This is a genomic window from Peptoanaerobacter stomatis (genome assembly GCF_000238095.2).
Lineage (GTDB): Bacteria > Bacillota > Clostridia > Peptostreptococcales > Filifactoraceae > Peptoanaerobacter > Peptoanaerobacter stomatis_A.
Genome location: NZ_JH815225.1, coordinates 1,177,107 through 1,196,572, shown reverse-complemented (window position 1 = coordinate 1,196,572; position 19,466 = coordinate 1,177,107). Strand labels below are relative to the sequence as shown.

The following is a 19,466-nucleotide window of genomic DNA, read 5'->3' as shown; positions in this document are numbered from 1 at the left end:
GTTATATGTTATTTTAAATAGGTCTTAGTATGGAATCAGTTAATAAAAAGGTGGTGTAAAATGAGTGATTTAATGGATTTTAAATGTCCTTGTTGCGGAGGAGCTATAGAGTTTAACAGTTCAAGTCAAAATATGAAATGTCCGTTTTGTGATTCCGAATTTGATATAGAAACTATTAAAAGTATGGAGTCTGCTGAGAATACACAGGAGAACATAGACTGGAGTACTGATTTTAATGAGTGGTCAAATGAAGAAGCGGGCGGTATGTCGGTGTATTCGTGTGAGTCTTGTGGAGGAGAAGTTATATCGGACTCTACCACATCAGCAACACAATGTCCTTATTGTGGTAGCAATATAGTTATGAAAGGACAATTTTCAGGTGATTTACGTCCTGATTATATAATTCCGTTCAAGATAGATAAAAATGCTGCAAAAGAAGCATTAAAAGGTCATTTAAAAGGAAAAAGATTTTTACCTAAAACTTTTAAAGATGAGAATCATATAGATAAGATAGAGGGTGCATATGTTCCATTTTGGTTATTTAATTGTAAAGCTGATGCTGATGTAAAATACAAAGCGGAAGATATAAGAACTTGGAGTGATTCAGATTATGAATATACAGAAGTAACTACATATCTTGTAAATAGAGCCGGAAGCGTAAATTTTGAAAGAATACCGGTAGACGGAGCTACAAAGATGCCTGACGATTTGATGGAATCAATAGAGCCTTATAAATTTGATGATGCGGTAGATTTTCAAACAGCATATTTGGCAGGATATGTTTCAGAAAGATACGATGTAGATGCAGATCAAAGTATTGAAAGAGCAAATGTGAGAGTAAAAGAAAGCGTGGAAGAAACTTTTAAAAATACAGTTACTGGACATGATAGAGTCTATGTATCAAGCAGTGTAGTAAATTTGGAAGACTCAAGCGTGAATTATGCACTATATCCTGTATGGCTGTTGCATACAACATGGAAAGAACAAAAATATACATTTGCTATGAACGGTCAAACAGGAAAGTTTGTCGGTGATTTACCTTTAGATAAATCAGCTTATTTCCGCTGGTTTAGTATTATAGGTGTTATATTGTCTACGATAATATGTGCAGGAATAACACTATTACATTAGGAGGTGACCGATATGAAAAATATTAAAATATTTATATGTGCAATTTTACTTTCACTTTCATCTGTTCTACCAGTATTTGCGCTGCCCGACTCAAAATCTTATGAAAACGGTATATTTGTAATAGATGAACTTGATCAGTTCAGTGATGAAGAAAAGCTCGAATTGAATGAGTATGCAAAGTATATTTCAGATAATTTGGGAATAGATATAGTATACATACAAACAGTGGATTGTGATGGAATGCCGATAGAAGAATATGCCAAAAAAGCCTTGGAGCAAGGGGGTTGGCTTGAACCTACTATAGTGCTTGTATATGAAGCTGAAGAAAATCTGTATATAGAATATATGACAGAGTCTCTAAGAGAAATATATGACGAGGATTATATAGAAAAGCTATGGGGAGAAATGGTTAAAGTTGAAGGCGAAACTTTTGCGAATCCTGTAAAATACTATATGACATCAGTTGCCCAAAAATATGATGAAACATATAATAACGGAGATTTTGTTGATTATTTGAGCATCGATGATAAAGCTAATAAAATAGAAAATGATGAAGAAATAACTTTATTGGAAGATAATGCAAATTTGATACCTGATGATAAAGAGTCTGATTTACTCAAAAAAGCTGAAGATATAAGTAAAAAATACAATATAGACGTTGTAATAGCGACAGTTGATTCCTTAAATGGGCAAAGTATAGAAGAATTTGCAGATAAATTTTATAAAGACCGTGAATATAATAAAGATGGTATAATGTTGCTTTTAAGTGATGAAGACAGAGATTATAGATTTTACGAATCAGGCAAGATTTACAAAGCATTCACTACATATTGGGAAGATTATATATTGACTGATGTTTTGGCGCAACTTAAAGAAAACAAATATGCAGAGGCATTTAATATATATCTTGACAAAACGCAGGAAGTAGTTTCTCAGATAAAAGAAGACGGTACTTTGCCGAAACCTCCTATAAATCCTTTATTATATGTAGGTGGAGTAGCGGGAGGATTTCTAATAGCGTTCATAATAGTCTCAATAGGAAAAAGCTCATTAAAATCAGTTGCATTCAACAGAACAGCCAACAATTATCTTAAAGAAGGAAGCTTAAATCTTAGAAACAGTAGCGAATCTTTCTTATACAGAAATGTTACAAGAAGAGAAAAACCTAAGCCTAAAGAAAACAGTAGCAGTGATAGTAGAAGTAGTGGTAGCAGTGGTGGACGATCCGGAAAATATTAAAATAAGTTTATAATATTAAATAACAAATTTAGGCTTTATAAAAAAGAAAGAAAAAAATAAAAAACTGAGTAATTTTATTAAATTAAAAGTTTTATAAAAATATAGGGAGGATTTTAGGATGAAAAAGAAAATACTTGCATTATTAATGGCTGGTTTAATGGGATTGACAATGGTAGCTTGTGGTGGAGGCTCAACCGGAGGAAATAGTGGAATTGAACAAAAAAAGGCTAAAGATGTTGAATTTGGAGAGAAAATAGAAACTGAAGATTTTACAGTGGATATTGTTAAGGATTGGAAGGCAGAAAAAGAAGATGAAGAAGGAGGAGGAAACTCAGTAAACGCAGATTTTATAAATGACGATGTTTTTGCATCTGTTAGTTTTTTAATATCTACTGAAAATGTAACACAAGAAGAGATGGACAAAGAAGTAAGAGAAATGATGAAAGCAGAAGGAGAGGAAGAACCTAAAGAAGTAGAACCTATCACAATAGATGGAGTAAAACTTAAAGGTCTTGAAATGACTGAAGCGGATTCTGAATTTTCTGAAACAATGAAAAGTATGATATACTATGGTTTTGCTAAAGAAAAACCTTTTGCTATAATTATTGTTGACGGAAATGACGGAAAAGAAAACTCTAAAATTGCTGAAATATGGTCAATGGTAGATACAATAAAATTCAAATAAACATAAATTAATCAAATAATAAAACTGATTAGATTATAGATAAACTGAAAGAGGCGTAATCGCCTCTTTTTATATATTATGGATTTTAGCTAATTGATAATATTAATTTATAAATATTGAAATTTGCTAATTCATATGTTAGACTATTCGTATATAGTAAAAAATATAAAAGAAGGTGTATCTATGAAAAAATTGGCTATATTAGCAGGACTTTTAGCTCTTTCAATTATGACACCGATAGCATATTGTGAGCAGACACTTACACAGGAAGAAAAAGACATACTCTCTTACGGAAGAAGAGAAGGTTTATATTTTGATGGAGAATATAATTCAAGAAATAGAGAGTATTATAGATATTACGATGATAATGACAACTATACGACATATTATGACAATGGCAGAAGATATTATGTAAAAGAATACACATATATGGACAGAGACGATAAAAAGCACTATGTTCGTATAAGATATTATTATGGTGTAAATGATGAAAAAGTATATGATATAGAAGATTATTATTACAACAGTTACGGTGAAAAAAGATACGTTAAAAACGACACTAATCTTCGCAATTACAACTTATCATCGGATATTTTTTCTCAAGAAAGTTATAATACAAAGACAGTAGACGGCAAAAGGCATTATATATATGAAGACACATATAGACATAATGACATAAAACACTATGTCACAATAGACTATTATTACAAAGACAGTGATAAAATATATACAATTAAAGATTATTATTATGACAAAGACTCAGACAAAAGATATATTGTAGATGTAGACGAAAAAAAACTCGATGACAGTGACCTTAAATATTATTTGGAATACTATTTAAAGAGTGATGAGTATAAAGATAGGGAAAAATATTACGGTACTTCGAGAAACAGGAGAGATTACGGATATTACTACGATAAAAACGGAAGAAAGATATATTATGATGACGAGTATAGAAACAGACGCTATTATGACGATTTTAAATATACAAATGAAGAAGACTATCTTTGGAAATTAAATCATATGTCGCAAGTAAGAGCAAAATATAAAAACGGTCAAAAATATTTTAGAGATGACAAGATATATGAGTATGAATATGAGTACAATAAAGACTATATAAAGTATAACTCAATAGCTAATTTACTACCGTCAAAACTGCCCCCAAATTTAAACAGTTGGCCTAAAAAAGCGAATCTGACATCAAAAAAACGTGATTTTGTAGATGACTTGGCAAGACAGATAGAATTTGAGCGTAGCTATATGGGAAGAAATTATTTTAACCAAAACGTAGCTGACAACTTGTTGAAAAAATATTTTCCAAAAGCATATGAAGACACTTCCAATTCAAAAGGAAGACTTGAGGCATTTTTGTATTATTTCGGCTTTGCAGACGCATTTTATGATAAGTACAACGATACAAGAGATATGAGAGGATTTTTATACAATTATGCAGAGCCTATGTTTTCATTATATAGGAATTTTGAGAGCGGATATTATACATCAAAAGAGATAAATGATATGATGAACGGCGATGCAAAAACCAAGGAACAGTCTCAAAATACACTAAGACAAAAATCTCCGACTCAAACGCAGTTAGATGAGAAAGCATACTTTGAAGAAAAAAATAAAAAAATTCAGCAAGAAAGATAATATTATATTGACATAAAATAATTAGAAGCATATAATTTACTAAAATTATTTTGAATAATATATTTAAAAATTGAGCTTTCGCCCAAAAGCGAAGGCTTTGTATTTATATAAAAGAATTTAAGGAGAAAAATAAATGCAACTTAATAAATTTAAAAGAGTGCTTGTGGCAAACCGAGGAGAAATAGCTATAAGAATATTTAGAGCTTGTAAAGAACTTGGTATAAGGACTGTTGCGGTTTATTCTGCTCAGGATAAAACATCACTTTTCAGAACAAAATCAGATGAATCATATCAGATAGGTAAGAATAAAACTCCTGTAGACGCATATTTGTCTATGGATGAAATAATTAAATTAGCTAAGAAAAAAAATGTAGATGCAATACATCCGGGTTACGGTTTTTTGTCAGAAAATGCTGAATTTGCAAAAAAATGCGAAGAAAACGGCATTACTTTCATAGGACCTACATCAGAAATGATAAACGCTGTTGGAGATAAAATACGTTCCAAAATAGTAGCAAAAGAGGCAAACGTACCGACTATACCGGGAGTGGAGCAAGCCATAAAATCTGAACAGGAAGCTATGGAATTTGCAAAATCATGCGGATATCCGATAATGCTGAAAGCATCAGCAGGTGGTGGCGGACGTGGTATGAGGATAGTAAACAGCGAAGAAGAACTCATACGAAACTTCAACGAAGCACGTTCAGAAGCAAAAAAAGCATTCGGAATAGATGATATTTTTATAGAAAAATATATAGACTCTCCAAAGCATATAGAAGTGCAAATATTGGGAGATAAATATGGAAATATAGTGCATTTATTTGAGAGAGATTGCTCAATTCAAAGAAGGCATCAAAAATTGATAGAATTTTGTCCATCTATATCACTTACTGAGGAAAAAAGACAGCAGATATGTGAGGATGCAGTGAAACTCGCAAGACATGTAGGATATATAAATGCAGGTACAGTAGAGTTTCTTGTGGACAAAGATATGAACCATTATTTCATAGAAGTAAATCCGAGAATACAGGTGGAACATACTGTTACAGAAGAAATAACAGGATATGACATAGTGCAAAGCCAAATATTGATAGCACAAGGCTATCCGTTAAATTCGTCTGAAATAGGTATAAATTCTCAAGCAGATATAATTCCAAGAGGATATGCAATACAATGCAGAATAACAACAGAAGACCCCGCAAACGGATTTGCCCCTGATACCGGAAGATTGGATGTATATAGATCAGGTTCAGGAGCAGGTATAAGACTTGACGGAGGTAACGGATTTACAGGTTCAATAATATCTCCATATTATGATTCACTTCTTGTAAAACTTACATCGCATTCAAGAACTTTTGAAGACGCTATAAGAAAATCAAAACGTTCAATCGGAGAGCTTAAAATATCCGGGGTAAAAACAAATGCGGCATTTTTGATAAATGTATTAAATACTGAAGAATTTAGAAAAGGTGAATGTACAACATCATTTATAAAAGATAATCCTTCACTTTTTGAAATAACTACAAAAGGTGACAAAGAATTAAAAGTATTGAGCTATATAGGTGAAAAAATTGTAAATGAAACAAAAGGCGTGAAAAAAGATTTTGATGCGCTCTCAATTTCAAAACCGAGATTGCCACAGGATTTGTCAGGTACAAAGCAAATTTTGGACAGCAAAGGTGTAGACGGACTTATAAAGTGGATACATGAGCAAGATAAGTTATTGATTACAGATACAACTATGAGAGATGCTCATCAATCATTGATTGCAACAAGAGTAAGAACTATAGATATGATAAAAGCGGCAAAAGCCACAGCTTTATACGGTAAAGATTTTTTCTCTTTGGAGATGTGGGGAGGAGCAACATTTGATGTCGCATATAGATTTTTAAAAGAGTCACCTTGGAAAAGACTTACAGAGCTAAGACGCAGAATACCAAACATACTTTTCCAAATGTTGTTTAGAGGATCAAATGCGGTAGGATATAAAAATTATTCTGATAATGTTATAAAAGAATTCATAAAACAATCTGCTGACAGCGGAATAGATATATTCAGGATATTTGACTCGCTTAACTGGCTTGAGGCTATAAAACCGTCAATAGATGCGGTAAAAAATGTAGGTAAAGTGGCAGAAGGTACTATGTGCTACACAGGAGATATATTGGATGAGACAAGAGATAAATATACTCTCAAATATTATGTAGACCTTGCAAAAGATATAGAAAAATCAGGTGCTGATATACTCGGTATCAAAGATATGTCCGCACTTCTAAAACCATATGCAGCATTTAAACTTATAAAGGCATTAAAAGAAGAAGTATCAATACCTATACATCTTCACACACATGATACATCAGGTAACGGAGTTGCCACAGTTATAATGGCGGCTCAAGCAGGTGTTGATATAATAGATGCAGCTATAAGCTCTATGTCAGGTCTTACATCACAACCTTCAATGAACTCTATAATTGCAGCCTTAGAGCATACTGACAGAAACACAAAGATAGATTTGGATAATTTAGAAAAAATATCGAGCTATTGGGCATCATTAAGACCTATATACGAGCATTTCGAGTCTGATTTGAAATCTGGTACAACAGAAATATACAAATATGAGATACCGGGAGGACAATATTCAAATCTTAAACCTCAAGTGGATAGTTTCGGATTATCTGATAAATTCGGTGAAGTTAAGACCATGTATAAAGAAGTCAATGAAATGTTGGGTGATATAGTAAAAGTAACTCCGTCATCAAAAATGGTAGGAGATATGGCAATATTTATGGTGCAAAATTCACTTACAAAAGAAAATATCTATGAAAAAGGCAAAAATTTGACTTTTCCTGATTCTGTAGTAACTTATTTTTCAGGTATGATGGGACAACCTGAAGGCGGATTTCCAAAAGACTTGCAAAAATTGGTATTAAAAGATGAAAAACCTATAACTGTAAGACCTGGAACATTGCTTGAAGATGAAGACTTTGATAAAATATCAGAATATCTTGAAAAAAAATACAACTATAAACCTACGATAAAAGAATGTTTGAGTTATGCTCTTTATCCTAAAGTATATGAAGATTACAGAAAAACATTAATTGAATACGGAGAGCTTTCATATATGTCAAGTGATGTTTTCTTCCACGGTATAAGAGAGGGAGAAACTTGTGAAGTAGAAATAGCAGATGGAAAGATACTTATAATAACGCTGCTTGAAATAGGAAAACTTGACAAGGAAGGTAATGTAAGATTGTCTTTTGAAGTAAACGGCAATAGAAGAGATATAAAAATAGCAGATAAGAACTTTGCAAAAAAACAAGACGAGTTAAATATTACAAAATTTGCAAATCCGAATGATGATATGGAAATAGGTGCATCAATACCGGGGAATATATTAAAAGTTTATGTAAAAGAAAATGATAAGGTTACAGCAGGTCAAAGCTTGATATTGGTAGAGGCTATGAAAATGGAGACAAATATAGTTGCAAAAGAGAGCGGAATTGTAGAAGAAGTGCTCATAAATGCAGGACAACAGGTAAAAGCAGGAGAATTGTTGATAAGATTAAAAAAATAAAGTGTATAAAAGCAGAATGTCTATTGCCGGCTAATTTAATGCTCAGCAATAGACATTCTTTTTGTATGATTCAAACTTTAGGAGTTTGTAATATGGCTTTATTTATACAGTTATTTAATTCACTATTAATAAATGGTTTAGTATCATACTAATTTTTTTAACAACTCTTGATCAGGGGAGTCGATTATTGTACTTTCAAATAGCAATCCGTTTTCTACGCCAGCTCTTTTACCTACTTTTATAGCCTCTTGTATTGCACTCACATCTCCTGTCAAAGTAACAAATGATTTTCCTCCTATGGCAATGCCCAATCTTAATTCAACAATATCTACGTTTGCAGATTTTACTGCAAAATCTGCTGATAAGATGGATGAGGTTATTGAGAAAAATTCAAGTACGCCTATTGCTTTGAATTTTTCTACGCTTGATACACCTGTTATAGCTTTTACTACTTGCGTATGTATATTCGGTATCACCAAACTGTCGACTAAGTACGCTTTTGCAAGTGATTTACCAATATCAATTGAATTTTTTACAGACTCTACGTCACCATGTATTATTGTGAGGTATTTTCCGGGACAGATAGGTCGTGATTCCAATAAAGTTACTGTTGATGCTTTTAACATAGCATCTGCCACTGTTATGCCCTTGGCTATACTGTTAAGTTCTATTATTCCTATTGCATTTATCATTATATCACCTTCTTAATTGTTATATCTTTATTTGTAATTTCAGTAACTTTGCCGTCTATGCTTGCGTGTATTATTGCTCCCATATCATCTATGGACAAATCGGCTATAACATCGCCTTTTTTTACAGTATCTCCTACATTTACAACAGGTGTAGGAACTTTTCCTATATGTTGGCTTAACATTATTGTTACTGTATCCGTATCGCTTTTTAATATATTAAAATCATGTATTTTATAGTATTTTTCTATATCTATTTTAGATATAAGTCTGCTTGTAGGTATTTTTCTGTAAATAAGCATATCGTGAATTTCATCGGTGATATAATTTTCTCTTGGAATATTGTTTTTTCTAAGTTCTGTTTTTACATGGGCATTTACCATTCGTGGAGATAATCCCATTGGACATGAATATAACTCACATATTCCACATTCACAACATAGATTTGCCTGTTTTAAATTCTCATTGGTTATATCTCCAAAACCGAATGCCTTCATAATTTTATGAGGTTTTAAAGGATGACCTTTTAAGTATCTTGGACATAACTCAGTGCAAAATGTGCACTGTATACAGGCAGATGATGCCTGATTTTTTATATGTTCTATGCTTTGTTTTCTTCTTGTTATCAGTTTATGGTCTTTTGGAAGTATTATTATTCCTCCTGTAGTCTTTGTTACAAATGTAGTGCCTATATTTTCTTTTAGTAGAAGTTTACCCATCATAGGACCGCCGATTATTACATCATAGTCTTCTATAGATGAACCGCCTGATAAGTTTATGCATTCTTTTATGCTTGTACCTATAGGCACTGTTATTATGCTCGGACTCACCACTTCTCCTGTAACTGTTATACATTTTTCAGTTACAGGTATATTCCTTGTAGCATCATAAATATTTTTCATAGTTGACACATTTGATACGATAATTTTCATATCAAGAGGGATTTTTCCTGCCGGCAGAGCTTCACCTGTGATTTCATTTATTATGCTCTGTTCATCTCCTGCAGGATAGTAGCTGTCAAAAGAGCATATATCTACATCTGCATTTTGTTTTTTTATGGCGTTTTGCAAAGCGGATATTGATTTTATGTATTTTGATTTTATACCTATTGTTGCTTTATCAGCCTTTATTTTGGATTTTGCAAGTGATATGGCGGATATTATATCATCGGCATAATTTTCCATATTATACTGGTCTGTAAAAAGTAACGGCTCACATTCTGCGGCATTTATCATCAGATGTGTAGCATTTGCTCTATATTTTATATGTGTAGGAAATCCTGCACCGCCTGCACCTACGACACCGGCTTTATATATATCTTCTATAAAACTCATTTATGTACCTCTCTTTTGCTATATTATACTAAAACCTATATAATTATGTTATACCTGTTAGACTTGTTTGATTACTTACAGTTGCTGGTTTGTAAATATTACAAATTAAAGAACAATGCAAAAATCGGTGTTACCCCGCTAAATTAAAATATATTTTATAGGTTTTTGTAATTTTATCAAACAAGTCTAATGGAATAAAAATATATCAGCAATTTTATATTTTTAAAAATTTTTCTATTGAGGCTTGTGCGATTTGTATATCTTGTTCAACGCTTCCTCCACTTATGCCTATTGCACCTATTAATGTGTCATTTACAAATATCGGTATTCCTCCGCCAAGGAAACAGTATTTTGTGCTTGGAGGGTTAAAGTTGTTCAAACTTTTGCTTAAGCTGTCTTGTGACAGAGAATATGTATCTTTTTTGAAAGCTAATGCTGTTTTTGCCTTTGCAGGAGAAATGTCTATACTTGCAACAAGTGCATTGTCCATTTTTTTGAAAAGTATCGTATTTGCAAATTTATCAACTACGGTTATAACGATAGGTAAATTCATATCATTTGCTGTATTTTTGGCAAAATCTGCGAGCAATTCAGCACTTTTTAAATCCATATTATCTATAACTTTGTTTGAGCTACAGCTATTTAGAGTTTCTGATGTGCAAAAACTGTTATTGCTTGGATTTTCATAACTGTTTAATTTTGACATATACTTATATACAAGATTGTTTTTAAGGCTTGCCTGTGTCAAGAAATATTGCAATATAAGTGCAAGAGTTCTTGCTGAATATGTCGCCAGCTCACCCTTCATATATGTTTGTACGGATGTTGAATTTTTTGTATCGTTATATGAGTATAAGATTCTGTTTTTATTGTCAAGCGTAGGATAATTTTTTGTTATTTCTTCTTCCCAAGCCATATATATCAGCATTATCGATGAAATAAGCTTTTCTTTTTGCTCGTTTACAGGCATTAAACGGGATTTTATTTTTTCGTAGTTTTCTTTGTCTGTGGAGCTCATCATATAGCCGTATTTTTGTGTTATGAGGTTTATATTTTCTCTTTTTGCGGCTTTTATATCAGCTAAGTATGAGTTTAATATATCTTCATTATACATCTGCCAATAGGCTCTTCTTGATGCTGTAAAATTTCCTTTTTGGTCTTGGCACACAGCTCTACTGCCTATATTTTTAGTGTTTGTGAATTGAATCCACTCTTCGTCAACTATATTTTGTATGATCGAATTTTTTTCCATGGGAAATCTCCTTATTTTATCCAATTATCTTCTTTTCTCAAATTTTCATCTTGTATATTTTGAGTTATTTCGTTTGCTTGATAAGTCAAAAAATCTATTTTGCCGGTAGTAAAATGTTCTTCGTTTAACTGTGATACCAATTTTTTGCACATTTGATCTATTATATTTTCTTTTTCAATATCAGGTGAGCTTATTAGTTCATTTAGCTTTTTGCTTGTGTATTCGCCCAATATTTCTAAATTTTTAAGATTTTTAAATGACCATTTATAAAACGGCATATATTTTTTATTAAGTATGTGTACAACTTGCATATAATGTTTTATATATTCCGATAGGGCAAGTGAGCACGCTATCTTGTCATTTCTTTTTAAAAGTCTCGGATAGTTGTACTGACCGCTTTGAGCTATATTATTGAGATGATATGCCAATTTTTTATATATTAAGTCTTGTGGATAATAATTTAATATTTTTTGCCTTATTTTGCTGAACTCTCCTAAGTTGTCTAAAAATACTTCGCCGTTTGTCGCGCTGCATAGGTATTCATCAGGTATATTTCTATATTCTTCTATTGTAGAAGGACCGTTTTTGTATGATGTATAATATATGTAAAAATTGCTTATTGTTTGTATAATCACTTTGTTTTCAAGATATTGTGAAAAAATATGCTCTAATTTTTGACTATACGATATGTAATCTTCATCTGTCAAAAATAATTGGCATCTTAAATCATAATCGTGGTCTTTCGAAAGTTCGTCATCAAAGTACAGACATTCTGAACCTGAACCTACAAGTGCAAGACATATTCTATTTTTCAAGGTAGGAAAATATTCATATATCAATTCTTCGACGTGTTTTGAAAACTTTCTTGATTTATCCAGCAATTTTTCTGTTTTTGACGGATTGCTATAGTTTTTGTCGATTTTTAAATTTTCTATTTTATCAGGCTCTAATGTTAAAATTAAATCGTTTACATACTCATAGTTGCTTTTTACTGATAAATATGCGTCGCTTTGAGTTCCATAGCAACTTTTTACGATTTCAAGAGCATTTTTATAAAGTTCGAGTGCTTTGTGGTAATTTTTATTTTTTACTTGTAATTCCGCAAGGTTATTTAAAACTGCCGAATACAAGGGATGTTTTTCTCCTACTTCCTTTGATAATAAATCTTTGGCTTTTATAAGATTTTCCTCAGCGTTTGTATGTTTATTCAATTTTTTTTGTATCTCGTAGAGATTGTTGTAACTTATTGCCAAAGGTACATTATACTGTGCATTTCCTTGCAAAAGAGATATTGCTTCTAATTGTAACTGTTCTGCGCGTTTATAGTCTTTTATTTCCTGATAAGTTAATGATAAGTTATTTAACAGACCTATGTATGAATAAGATTTATCGCCTTTTTTGTCAAATATTTCTTTTGATTGCAACATTAATTTTTCGGCGGTGAAATAGTCTTTTTTTTCTCTGTATATATTTGCTTTGTTCATAAGCGTAGTTGCATATTGTATGTTGTTTGTGTCATAGTGAAGTTTGATTAGTTCAAGAGCCTCATCTATACTCTCAACAGCTTTATCATAATTTCCGTATAATCTCAATGCACCGGCATATTCGTTTAATATTTCAATCTGCTTGGAAAAATTATTTTCCTGTTTGCACAAATTTATAGCTTCACGAAGATAAGGGAGCATCTGCTCCTCTTTTCCTTCTTTCCACAATTTATGTGCTTGTTTTGTAAGTTCTTCTATTTTATTCATAGTTTCCTCATAAGTTTATATATGAATTTATTTTAAAGTTTTGGTATGTATATTGCTAAGTTATTCATAAGAATTATATTTTTTATAACTGATAACTTAATAAATATTGAAATTATATATTTTTAATTAGGTTATGTGATACATAATATCAGCTTAACAATGATTTAAGCTCATCGCAAGGAGAAGATATTATTTGAGTGTTTATGATTTTGTCAGAACCTACTATGTCGGTTGAAAAATTGACTGCATTGGTTATATCACTCAATGCGCCGTTTATAAATATCACAGCTTTTCCAAATAATCCTGTGGCAAAATCCAATTTTAATATATCTATTTCAAAGTTTTTTAATAGAGTATCTGCTATTATGAATGAATTTACAGCATTTTTCACTTCTATAATTCCTATGTTGTCTATATTCTTACTGTTTTTTATTTTTGATATGGCATTTAGAGTTTCGTTTGATATTCCAGTTACATAAGAAGATTTAATCTGAACGGAAATATTTCCGAATTTATTTATTAAATCCAGTATTTCCGAAGTATTACCGGAAAAAACAGTCAAAAATTTTCCCGGGCATATCTTTTGAGCCTTCAATATGTCAACCGTAAAAGTTTTGATTATTTTGTCCAATATGAAATAAGCTTCGGCTATATTTATAAATTCTAATATTGCAATAGATAAATTCATAAAGGTATCCTCTTATTAAATATGATAATTATTTTTTTAGAATATTTAATGAAAATAACGTTTTTTTAGATATACATTTTCAGTATACGAACTATTATTAATAAAATCAATAATGCTTTCATAGGAAGTTTTAATTTTACATTGATTTGGTCTGAAATATGAAAAAGTTTTCAAATAGATTTTATATAATGAAATTTTATTTTTTATTAAATTCATAGCTCTATATGTTGTAAAATAACAAGATCGTGTAAAAACAACTCAATAACATATAAAAAAAATTGTAAACATTGTGTAAAATTTAAAGTCTGAAATTTACAATTAATAAGTCTGAAAAACGTTAACCATAAAAATGAAAAGATGTTATCGTATTTATGTGAACGATTGCCGAAAAAAGTGGCTTAAAAAATTACTTAGTTATTTTATGTTGTATTAAAAACATATGTCAAAAAATTACATATGCTCGAACTTAAATTTAAGGAGGTTTAAAAGTTATGTTAGAAAAAGGTTTTAGCAAACCAACAGAAAGAGTTGAAAGATTAAGAAAAGTAATTATCAATGCAATGCCTCAAGTTGAATCAGAAAGAGCTTGTCTTGCAACTGAAGCATACAAGGAAACAGAAGGTCTTCCTGCAATAATGAGAAGAGCAAAAGTAGTTGAAAAAATATTTACTCAACTACCAGTAACTATAAGAGAAGATGAACTTGTAGTAGGCTCAATAACAATAAACCCAAGATCTACAGAAATATGTCCGGAATTCTCTTATGATTGGGTTGAAAAAGAATTTGATACAATGCATTCAAGAATGGCAGATCCATTTGAAATAAGTGATAAAGTTAAAAAAGATCTTCATGAAGCATTTAAATATTGGGATGGAAAAACTACAAGTGCTCTTGCAGATTCATATATGAGTCCAAGCACTAAAGATTGTATATCAAACGGTATATTCACAGTAGGAAACTATTTCTACGGTGGAGTAGGTCACGTTAACGTTGACTACGGCAAAATATTGAAAAAAGGTTTCAGAGGAGTATTGGAAGAAACTATAACTGCAATGAACAAATTGGATATGGACGATCCGGAATCAATTAGAAAATGCCAATTCTATAACGCAGTTATAATATCTTATAATGCAGCTATAATATTTGCACATAGATATGCTGACAAGGCAAGAGAACTTGCAAATGTAGAGCTTAATCCTGTAAGAAAACAAGAATTATTACAAATAGCAGCTAACTGCGATAGAGTACCTGAATATGGTGCAAGAAACTTCTACGAAGCTTGCCAATCTTTCTGGTTCATACAAATAATGGTACAAATAGAATCTAACGGTCACTCAATATCTCCTGGAAGATTTGACCAATATATGTATCCATATTTGAAAGATGATAATATAGATAGAAAATTTGCTCAAGAACTTGTAGATTGTATCTGGGTAAAATTAAACGATGTAAACAAAACTCGTGATGAAGTATCTGCACAAGCATTTGCAGGATACGCAGTATTCCAAAACCTTTGCGTAGGTGGACAAAATGAAGAAGGTCAAGATGCAACTAACGAAGTATCTTATATGTGCATGGAAGCAGTTGCACACGTTAAACTACCTGCTCCTTCATTCTCAGTTCGTGTTCACCAAAATTCTCCTATGGAATTTTTATACAGAGCTTGTGAAGTATCAAGATTAGGATATGGTGTACCGGCATTTTATAATGACGAAGTTATAATACTTGCACTCGTAGCAAGAGGCGTAGCTTTAAAAGATGCAAGAGACTACAGTATAATAGGTTGCGTTGAACCGCAAGCAGGACACAGAACAGAAGGATGGCATGATGCAGCGTTCTTTAATATAGCAAAAGTTTTAGAAATAACATTAAATAACGGAAGATGCAACGGAAAACAACTTGGACCAAAAACAGGAGAGTTGGAAGAACTTGACAGCATGGAAAAAATATTCGATGCATATCAAAAACAAATGGAATACTTTGTAAGACATTTAGCTATGGCAGATAATGCCGTTGACTATGCGCATATGGAAAGAGCTCCTCTACCATTTATGTCTGCAATGGTAGATGATTGTATAAAAGTAGGTAAATCAGCTCAAGAAGGTGGAGCAATTTACAACTTTACAGGACCTCAAGCATTTGGAGTGGCAGACTCTGGTGACTCATTATATGCAATTAAGAAAAACGTATTTGATGATAAGAAGATAACTTTAAAAGAATTAAAAGAAGCTCTTGAAGCAAACTTTGGAGTAAGCGATTGTATAAAACCTCCTTGCAATAAACCTGTTACAGGAGCTATGAGTGAAGCAGATGTATATGAAGCTGTTAAGAAAATACTTGCAAGTACAGGTTCAATAGATATAGCTACATTAGAAAGCAAATTGACAAATCAATATCCAAGCAGACCGGTATGCTGCGGTGAACAAACAGGTAAATTTACTACAATTAGAAAAATACTTCAAAACACAGACAGTTTTGGAAATGATATAGAAGAAGTTGATGAAATAGCAGTAAGATGCGGTAAAATATATTGTAATGAAGTAGATAAATATAAGAATCCGAGAGGCGGACAATTCCAAGCTGGTATATATCCTGTTTCTGCAAACGTATTGTTCGGTAAAGACGTTCTTGCTTTACCTGATGGAAGATTGGCACATGAACCGCTTGCTGACGGTGTATCTCCAAGACAAGGAAAAGACGTTACAGGCCCTACAGCTGCATCAAATTCAGTTTCAAAATTAGACCACGCTCAAGCATCAAACGGAACACTATATAATCAAAAATTCACACCTGGAGCAGTTAAAGGAGAGCAAGGACTTAAAAACTTCGTTTCAATAGTAAAAAGCTATTTCGACCATAAAGGTAGCCACGTTCAATTTAACGTAGTTGACAAGCAAACTCTTTTGAATGCACAAGAACATCCTGAAGATAATCAAGACTTGATAGTAAGAGTTGCAGGATACAGTGCACACTTCGTTACACTTGCAAAAGAAGTTCAAGATGATATCATCAACAGAACAGAACACGATATGTAAAAATAAATATAATTGATTTTATTTAAGATATTTTTTAAAGATTGTATTTATAGCGAGCGTATTGCTTGCTATAAATACAAAGATATAATACTTAATAATTAAATAAATGTTAGCTTATATTTTAATAAAATTACTATTGAAAGTAAAAAATAAAATATAAAAAACATATATCAGGGAGAGCGTTGTTATGGAAACTGTTGATTATGGTGCAAAAGGCATTGTGTTTGATATACAAAGATTTTCTATACACGATGGACCGGGAATAAGAACGATAATCTTCCTTAAAGGATGTCCGCTGAGATGCAGATGGTGCAGTAATCCTGAATCTCAAAAGGCAAAACCTGAACTTATGTTTAGTAGAGACTTGTGTATAGGCTGTGGAAAATGTGTCAAGGTATGTAAAGTAAACGCCATAGAACCTAAAAAAGAATATATTGTAAACAAAGAAAAATGTACAGCTTGTGGTGAATGTGCTTTAGTTTGTCCTGCAGGAGCACTGATAATGAAGGGCAAAGAAATGAGCGTAGAGGAAGTTATAAAAGAAGTAAAAAAAGATGCCACACAATATTACAGATCAGGCGGAGGAGTAACACTATCAGGTGGAGAGGCACTTACACAAAGCAGTTTTGCAAAAGAATTGTTTAAAGCCTGCAAAGCGCAAGGTTGGCATACAGCTTTAGAAACTGAAGGTTATGCGAACGAAGAAGTGATAAGAGAAGTAATACCTCATGTAGATCTTGTTTTACTTGACATAAAAAGCTTTGACTCGGATGTACACTTGGCATACACAGGAGTTAGAAATGAACTTATTAAAAAAAATGCAAAGATAATACAAGAACTTGCTGATACCGTTATAAGAATACCTGTTATACCGAATTTTAATGCAAGTGAAAAAGAGATAACAGATATTGCTAAGTTTATAAAAACTCTACCTAATATAAGAAAAGTACATTTGTTGCCATACCATAGATATGGTGAAAATAAATATAAGCTTTTAGGCAGAAATTATGAGATGAATGGTACAGAGGAATTAAGTGAAGAATTTGTTGAAAAATTTAAAGCCATTGTAGAAAATAACGGTTTTAAGTGTGTTATAGGTGGTTAATAGGAGGTCAATATGGACAAGGAATTGCTAGAAAGAGTAATGGGACAAGTTTCACAAGAACTTGGAATAGATAATAAAGAAGCTAATAAGAGCAAAAAAGCTAATATAGGAGTAACAGAGTTTGTAGGAACAGCAATAGGAGATACAATAGGTCTTGTTATAGCAAGCGTAGATCCTTTACTTACAGAAACTATGAAATTAGGTAAATTTAAATCAATAGGTATAATAGGTGGAAGAATAGGAGCAGGTCCACAAATAATGGCTGTAGACGATGCGGTAAAAGCAACTAATACAGAAGTTATATCAGTGGAATTGCCAAGAGATACAAAAGGCGGAGCAGGACACGGAAGCTTGATATATATCGGAGCGGAAGATGTATCTGATGCAAGACGTGCAGTAGAAATAGCTTTAGAAACTCTTCCAAAATATTTTGGAGATGTATATGCTAATGATGCCGGCCATCTTGAATTCCAATATACAGCAAGAGCAAGCTATTGTTTGGAAAAAACATTCGGTACTCCGCTTGGAAAATCATTCGGTATGGTTTGCGCAGGACCGGCAGCTATAGGTACAGTATTAGCGGATGTGGCAGTAAAAGCGGCTAATGTTGAAGTAGTCAGCTATTCATCACCATCCGGTGGAACAAGTTACTCAAACGAGGTTATATTAACATTTACAGGAGATTCAGGAGCAGTAAGACAAGCAGTTAAAGCTGCAATAGATGTAGGTGTAAAACTACTCGGTACATTAGGAGATGTTCCTAAATCAACAACAACACCTTATATATAAAATAATAAATAAAAATTTTAAAATTTAATGATACTTAAAACTCATATATAGATTTGAACATAACATATAGTAATAATTAAGAAAAAAATTTCATACATGTTATAAAATCAAATCCATATTATGAAAAATATATAAAAAATTATAGATAAAAAACTGAAAATATAAAAAAATAAAAAACATATAATATGGAGGTTCATTATGATATCAGATGCTTTAGGAATGGTTGAAACAAAAGGTTTGGTAGGAGCGATAGAAGCAGCGGATGCTATGGTAAAAGCAGCTAATGTAAATTTAGTAGGATATGAAAAAATAGGTTCAGGACTTGTAACAGTTATGGTAAGAGGAGATGTAGGAGCTGTTAAAGCGGCAGTTGATGCAGGAGCAGCTTCAGCAGCAGCAATAGGCGAAGTTGTATCTACTCACGTTATACCAAGACCACATATGGATACAGAAAGAATTATACCTCATTTTGAAAAATAGATATATAAATTATAATTTTGCAGGTATCATCTCCGGTTTTTGCCGGAGGTGATATTTGTGAATT

At 32.0% G+C, this 19,466-nt stretch carries 14 protein-coding genes; 9 read left to right on the top strand and 5 right to left on the bottom strand.

Going from position 1 to position 19,466, the window contains the following annotated elements; genetic code table 11:
- Positions 1-60: 60 nt before the first annotated feature.
- The 5 genes from HMPREF9630_RS05045 (at position 61) to HMPREF9630_RS05025 (ending at position 8,279) form a co-directional block, all read left to right on the top strand.
- The gene (locus HMPREF9630_RS05045; protein WP_009527453.1) at positions 61-1,131 is read left to right on the top strand and encodes a TFIIB-type zinc ribbon-containing protein; all 1,071 of its coding nucleotides are present in this window, start codon (positions 61-63) and stop codon (positions 1,129-1,131) included.
- A gap of 12 nt (positions 1,132-1,143) precedes the next feature.
- The gene (locus HMPREF9630_RS05040; protein ID WP_009527452.1) at positions 1,144-2,370 is read left to right on the top strand and encodes a TPM domain-containing protein; all 1,227 of its coding nucleotides are present in this window, start codon (positions 1,144-1,146) and stop codon (positions 2,368-2,370) included.
- 118 nt (positions 2,371-2,488) lie between these two features.
- Positions 2,489-3,055, top strand: a complete 567-nt coding sequence (locus tag HMPREF9630_RS05035; protein WP_009527451.1) for a hypothetical protein — start codon at positions 2,489-2,491, stop codon at positions 3,053-3,055.
- A gap of 183 nt (positions 3,056-3,238) precedes the next feature.
- Complete coding sequence (locus HMPREF9630_RS05030; RefSeq protein ID WP_242824681.1) at positions 3,239-4,705, top strand: hypothetical protein; 1,467 nt, start codon at positions 3,239-3,241, stop codon at positions 4,703-4,705.
- Positions 4,706-4,838: 133 nt separating this feature from the next.
- Positions 4,839-8,279, top strand: coding sequence for a pyruvate carboxylase (locus tag HMPREF9630_RS05025; RefSeq protein WP_009527449.1), 3,441 nt, complete (start codon positions 4,839-4,841; stop codon positions 8,277-8,279).
- 143 nt (positions 8,280-8,422) lie between these two features.
- Here HMPREF9630_RS05025 and HMPREF9630_RS05020 read toward each other — a convergent pair whose 3' ends face one another.
- From HMPREF9630_RS05020 to HMPREF9630_RS05000, 5 genes are all read right to left on the bottom strand, one after another.
- The gene (locus HMPREF9630_RS05020; RefSeq protein ID WP_009524288.1) at positions 8,423-8,971 is read right to left on the bottom strand and encodes a BMC domain-containing protein; all 549 of its coding nucleotides are present in this window, start codon (positions 8,969-8,971) and stop codon (positions 8,423-8,425) included.
- Positions 8,971-10,302 carry a 4Fe-4S dicluster domain-containing protein gene (locus HMPREF9630_RS05015; protein ID WP_009527448.1) on the bottom strand — a complete coding sequence of 444 codons (1,332 nt, stop codon included), beginning with the start codon at positions 10,300-10,302 and terminating at the stop codon, positions 8,971-8,973. Before HMPREF9630_RS05015 ends, HMPREF9630_RS05020 begins: the two co-directional genes overlap by 1 nt.
- Positions 10,303-10,516: 214 nt before the next feature.
- Complete coding sequence (locus HMPREF9630_RS05010) at positions 10,517-11,554, bottom strand: DUF4125 family protein (protein ID WP_009527447.1); 1,038 nt, start codon at positions 11,552-11,554, stop codon at positions 10,517-10,519.
- A gap of 11 nt (positions 11,555-11,565) precedes the next feature.
- On the bottom strand, positions 11,566-13,305 hold the full coding sequence (locus HMPREF9630_RS05005; RefSeq protein WP_009527446.1) for a DUF4037 domain-containing protein: 1,740 nt from the start codon (positions 13,303-13,305) through the stop codon (positions 11,566-11,568).
- Positions 13,306-13,453: 148 nt separating this feature from the next.
- Positions 13,454-13,993 carry a BMC domain-containing protein gene (locus HMPREF9630_RS05000; RefSeq protein ID WP_009527445.1) on the bottom strand — a complete coding sequence of 180 codons (540 nt, stop codon included), beginning with the start codon at positions 13,991-13,993 and terminating at the stop codon, positions 13,454-13,456.
- Between the two features lie 491 nt (positions 13,994-14,484).
- Here HMPREF9630_RS05000 and HMPREF9630_RS04995 point away from each other — a divergent pair, with 491 nt between their 5' ends.
- From HMPREF9630_RS04995 to HMPREF9630_RS04980, 4 genes are all read left to right on the top strand, one after another.
- On the top strand, positions 14,485-17,028 hold the full coding sequence (locus tag HMPREF9630_RS04995) for a glycyl radical protein (protein WP_009527444.1): 2,544 nt from the start codon (positions 14,485-14,487) through the stop codon (positions 17,026-17,028).
- A gap of 187 nt (positions 17,029-17,215) precedes the next feature.
- A complete protein-coding gene (locus HMPREF9630_RS04990) occupies positions 17,216-18,133 on the top strand; it encodes a glycyl-radical enzyme activating protein (protein ID WP_009527443.1) in 918 nt (305 codons plus the stop codon).
- 12 nt (positions 18,134-18,145) lie between these two features.
- Entirely contained in the window at positions 18,146-18,922 is a 777-nt protein-coding gene (gene pduB / locus HMPREF9630_RS04985; protein WP_009527442.1) for a propanediol utilization microcompartment protein PduB, read from the top strand.
- 198 nt (positions 18,923-19,120) lie between these two features.
- Positions 19,121-19,402 (top strand): BMC domain-containing protein, encoded by a 282-nt coding sequence (locus HMPREF9630_RS04980; protein ID WP_009524280.1) that lies wholly within the window; start codon positions 19,121-19,123, stop codon positions 19,400-19,402.
- The last annotated feature ends 64 nt before the right edge of the window (positions 19,403-19,466 follow it).